We start from the raw sequence: 4,520 nt of genomic DNA on the forward strand, positions 1-4,520 counted from the left end.
GTTGGGAGGGCATGGATGCTCTTGTACCCGACGACCTCTGGGCGGTGGTCGAGCCGCTTCGTCCGCCTAAGCCCGAGAAGCCGAAAGGTGGCCGGCCGCACGTCTCGGATCGGGCGGCGCTGTCCGGCATCATCCTGGTTTTGCGGACCGGCATGCAGAGGACGCACCTGCCGCGTTCCGAAGTGGGCTGCAGCGGCAAGACGAGTTGGCGGCGGCTGGGCGCGTGGCAGGCGGCGGGCGTCTGGGCCGCCTTGCATCGCGTGATGCTGGAGCAGCTTCAGGATGCCGATGTGCTCGATTGGTCACGGGCTGCCCTCGACAGCGCGAGCCTGCCAGCGAAAAAGGGGCTCTGCGACGGGCTCGAACCCGACGGGCCGGGGCAAGCCGGGCACGAAGCGCCACCTCGTCGTGGACGCCAACGGCACGCCGCTCGGCCTGATACTCACCGGGGCCAACTGCCACGACAGCCGCATGCTGGCTGCCACGCTCGACGCGGTGCCGGGCGTGCGCACCGGCCGGCGTGGTCGCCCGCGGCGCAGGCCCGACAAGCTGCACGCTGACAAGGGCTACGATCATCGCCGGTGTCGGCGCGAGTGCCGGGCTCGTAGCATCACGCCGCGGATCGCCCGCCGTGGCATCGAGAGCCGCGAGCACCTGGGACGCTACCGCTGGATCGTGGAGCGCATCCTGGCTTGGCTGGCCCGCTTCCGCCGACTGACCATCCGCTGCCAGCGACGCCTCAACCTCCACCTCGCCCTCACGACACTCGCCTGCGCCCTCATCTGCCGAACTCAGGCCAAACGGTTTTGTCCCTAACTCTTAATTAAAAGTTTCAGATCGCGACGGCACCGCAGGGGCGAGTACCGCGAGCAACTCGCACGCCGTCTAGTGCTCTGACGCCGGCAAAACGCACACAAGGCAGTATGATCTTTCAAGCGATGGCAGTTAGTTCGCGGGAAAGCACGTGGTGCGTTCGTTGGCGTCTGTGCACTAGATGCTGGAGAGATGACGCTGGCGCAGTTCGAGCAAGAGAAGGAGCTCGCCTTGCCGCGCCTCAAGGCTCAGCGCGGTCGAGCCTAACCAGCGACAGTCTCTTCCAGGCCTGCTATAGGACCGCCTCCTTCCGTCAGTGTGACCAAGATGTTCGCGACACCGCAATGCACGCGGCGGGCAAGCATGTGACGACAGGCGCTCTCCGGGCCAGTTCCCTGTAGGCTGCCTGTGAGGCCTTGGCCGGGCAGTCGCATGAGGGTCGGTGCGGCGGGGGGAACTGAACACTGCAGGCACCGGCTCATGGCCAGGATCCCCTCAGCATCGGCGGCGTTGTTCGCCGTCATACCCACTCAGGCGAGCGCGATAGCGCTTCCTATCGAATACGGCAGCGCGGCACGCTCATGTCATCCACTGTCCTGCGTCTTGGGCTGCCTCTCATGCTTCTGCTGCCCAGCTTGGCGAAGGCCGAAACGATCCCTCTGAACGTGCCGATCCTGATGCATGGGTCGATCGGCGACGATGCCTGTCCGGAGAAGGGGCGTGTGATCGAACTCGGAGCCGAGCCGGAGAGCTTCGTGGCGGTGCAGAGCGGGCCCGGAGAAGCTCCGTTTCGCGAGATCGGCCGCCTGCACGACGGCGACATGGTCGTGGTCTGCGAGAAGCTCGGCCCGTGGCTGGGCGTCGTCTACGGCTCCGCGCTGCTCGGATGCCGGACCACGATCCTCACGCCGATCGAGCAGAGTTACACCGGCCCCTGCGAGCACGGCTGGGTTCTGGCGCGCTACATCAGCCTCAGCAAAGATCGAAACTAGCGTCGTTTGCCCAGGCAATAAGCACCGCGACAGCTATTAACCATCGCGTAATGTTCGTTAATAACTCGTTGACGTGATACCGCTGTTTGTGAGGAAATACGTAGGCGGGTTGGTGCCCGCCACGTCTTTCGAGGTAATCATGGTTCGGGTCTCGGCGCTCAGGCTCACGCGTCGCCTGGGTACGCGCTCGCTGGCAAGCCTCGCAGTCCCACCCTTGGCCCTCCTCGCCGGTACGTGCTCCGCCAGCGCTCACGTAAAATGGTTCTGTGCCTACGACGTCGCCGGGCAGCCGCGTGGCCTTGAGCAGGTGCTGTGCGCTGACTTCGAGTGGCTCGCCGGTCTGGCCATCCTGTGCCTGATGTTCGGGTGCCTGACCGAGGGTACGCCGCTGGGCGGTGCCCTGCTCAACGCGCTGGATCGTGTGACCACCCGGATCCGCACCGACACCGAACTTCTGGTCCGCGCCACGCTGGGCTTCTTCTTCGTCTCGCTCTGGGAACTCGGCGGCATCATCCTCACCCCGGAGCTCAAGACCGACGTCGCCTGGATCCCGTGGTTCCAGCTCGCGCTGGCCGCCGGCCTGATCTGGCGGCGGACCATGCCGCTCACCGGCCTGGGCATCGTCTTCCTGTTCAGCTTCGCCACCGCGCAGTACGGCGTGTTCCACCTCGCCGACTATCCGGTGTTTCTCGGGGTGGCGGTCTACCTGATCTTCCAAGGCCTCAACCTGAAGCCCTTCGGCCTGCGTTCGCTCGACATCGTGCGCTGGGCCGCTGCCGTCACGCTGATGTGGGCCTCGGTCGAGAAATGGGCCTACCCGCAGTGGACCGATCCGCTGCTCGCCGCCAAGCCGCAGATGACCATGGGTGCGACGCCTGAGCTGTTCATGCAGGCGGCCGGTGTCATCGAGTTCACCCTGGCCTTCGCGCTGATCTGGACACCGCTGGTGCGACGCGCTGCGGCGATCATCCTGGCGGCGATTTTCGTCTCGGCGGTGTTCGAGTTCGGCAAGGTCGACGCGATCGGGCATTCCGGGATCATCGTCGTGCTGCTCGGCATTGCCGCCGACGACGTGCGCACCGCGGTGCGGGTCCGCGACATCACGTGGGCGCCGGCGTACTACGGCGGTGCGCTCGCGACCTTCCTGGCGCTGTACTACGTCGGCCACGAAGCCCTGTACGAAGGCCTCACCGGCCTACCGGTGATCTGAGGCCGCCTGATAGATGGAGCTCGGTGGCGGCCATCCTACTGGACGTGGAGGGTAAGCTTCATCTTCGGGTGGATACCGCACTCGATCACGAAGTCGCCGGGCTCCTTCAGCGTCAGCGTGGCCTGCTTGCCCGGCTCCTGATCGCCGGCGTCGAACGCGAACCGATCGGCCTCGATGAAGGCATGATGGATCGCGCCGTCGTCCCCGTTGACCAGGACGATGGTGTCACCTCGGCGGAGGAACAGGTCGGTGGGGGCGTATTGCCGACCCTTCTGCAGCACGACGCGGACGACGTTGGCAAGATCGGCTTGGGCCGGTCCGAGCGCGAGTAACCCTGCTATGAGCGCGATAGGCGTGCCGACGAGAAACCCGCGACCAAGATTGCGTATCGGCACGGCTACAACCCAAGTAAATAATTTCGCGAAACAAGCCTAGCACTAAGGGGCTGGGCGTCGCCTAACAGAGATCAGTATAGTCTTCTAAAAGTTCGGTGTGCCTTGCCCAAAATTGGAGAAACAAGTGCTATTTGTGTGCTGATCGCAATCAATTGTTAGGTATGATCAATCTCGGATTGATATTCTAGGAGTAGGGACCACCGAACAGGTCGCCCACCGCCTTCCGCCGGAACGGTATTCTCCGACAGCGCCTTTGATGCTCCGGCCGGTCGTTGCTCATGTCTCAGCGCTGGCAGAAGGCCGCGAGGTTGGCGTCCGCGCTGTTGGCCGTGTCGTGATCCCGGTGAGCTGCTGCCAGGACGACATGGGTCCGGCGAGTGCGGCCGAGGATATCAGCACCCGACCTGACCCGGATCCGGCGGCCCCATCCATCGCGCCAGCGGCTGGCCTCAGCGTCCCACCGACGCCCATCGCCCAGATCTTTAGACCATCTGTCCGTGCGATCGCCCGCAACTCTCACACCGACCCTGCGCCCGACCGATGCGGATCGCCATCGACAACTCGCGCCAGTCGATCGGGTAAAAAAGCGGTGCTCGGGCCGGATCAGCATGGCGTGGCATGGAGACTGGACGGAGGTGCCGCCTTCCAATGAGCCTCACCCTTCAAGCCGTGACTTGCGGGCCACAGTTCGCGGAGAGCGACGCTGCATGATGCAACCAAATTGGAGGCCAGTAATTGTGGCGCGCTGTGCTGTACATTGTGAAGTACTTCGTTAGCGCAGCGCTGCTTCATAAACGGTTTACTATGCCGTCTTGCCCCGTCGGCGACAGGTGTGTCCGTAAAACTACAGCTATTTGGCTCATGGGCCGGTAGCCTTACCGTCAGATAGAAATCCCGGACCCAACACGATGACCAAGCTTCTCGCCTCCCTGGCCGCCGTCACCGCCCTGACCGGCGCCGCCTCGGCCGCCGACCTGCCGCGTCGCGCCGCCCCGCCGCCCGTGTTCACCCCGGTGCCGGTGTTCACCTGGACCGGCTTCTACGCGGGTTTCAACGCCGGCTACGCCTTCGACGCCAGCAGCCGCTCGAACAACTCCACCTTCGGCGTCC

General features: G+C 64.6%; 4 protein-coding genes and 2 pseudogenes. 4 read left to right on the plus strand and 2 right to left on the minus strand.

Features of this window, described 5'->3' with window-relative positions; all coding sequences use genetic code 11:
- The first annotated feature begins 11 nt into the window (after positions 1 to 11).
- The 3 genes from FV242_RS32780 to FV242_RS32790 all read left to right on the plus strand — a co-directional run bounded on the left by FV242_RS32780 (position 12) and on the right by FV242_RS32790 (position 3,015).
- Positions 12 to 816, plus strand: a protein-coding gene (locus tag FV242_RS32780) for an IS5 family transposase (protein WP_147941854.1) whose coding sequence is annotated in 2 segments (ribosomal slippage) — positions 12 to 340 and positions 339 to 816 — 807 coding nt in all. Because the reading frame shifts where the segments join, the coding sequence is not laid out codon by codon here.
- 614 nt (positions 817 to 1,430) lie between these two features.
- Positions 1,431 to 1,805 (plus strand): integron, encoded by a 375-nt coding sequence (locus FV242_RS32785; protein WP_147941855.1) that lies wholly within the window; start codon positions 1,431 to 1,433, stop codon positions 1,803 to 1,805.
- Positions 1,806 to 1,944: 139 nt separating this feature from the next.
- Positions 1,945 to 3,015 (plus strand): hypothetical protein, encoded by a 1,071-nt coding sequence (locus FV242_RS32790; RefSeq protein ID WP_246693000.1) that lies wholly within the window; start codon positions 1,945 to 1,947, stop codon positions 3,013 to 3,015.
- Positions 3,016 to 3,050: 35 nt separating this feature from the next.
- Here the strand turns inward: FV242_RS32790 and FV242_RS32795 are convergent, their stop codons facing one another.
- Complete coding sequence (locus tag FV242_RS32795; protein ID WP_246692999.1) at positions 3,051 to 3,410, minus strand: hypothetical protein; 360 nt, start codon at positions 3,408 to 3,410, stop codon at positions 3,051 to 3,053.
- A 184-nt stretch (positions 3,411 to 3,594) separates the two neighbouring features.
- Positions 3,595 to 4,020: pseudogene (locus tag FV242_RS35965) on the minus strand (hypothetical protein).
- Positions 4,021 to 4,318: 298 nt separating this feature from the next.
- On the opposite strand from FV242_RS35965, the pseudogene FV242_RS32805 reads away from it, so the two are divergent.
- A pseudogene (locus tag FV242_RS32805) lies at positions 4,319 to 4,520 on the plus strand (porin family protein); the annotation flags it as partial.

Origin of the sequence: Methylobacterium sp. WL64 (genome assembly GCF_008039945.1) — a bacterium.
Lineage (GTDB): Bacteria > Pseudomonadota > Alphaproteobacteria > Rhizobiales > Beijerinckiaceae > Methylobacterium.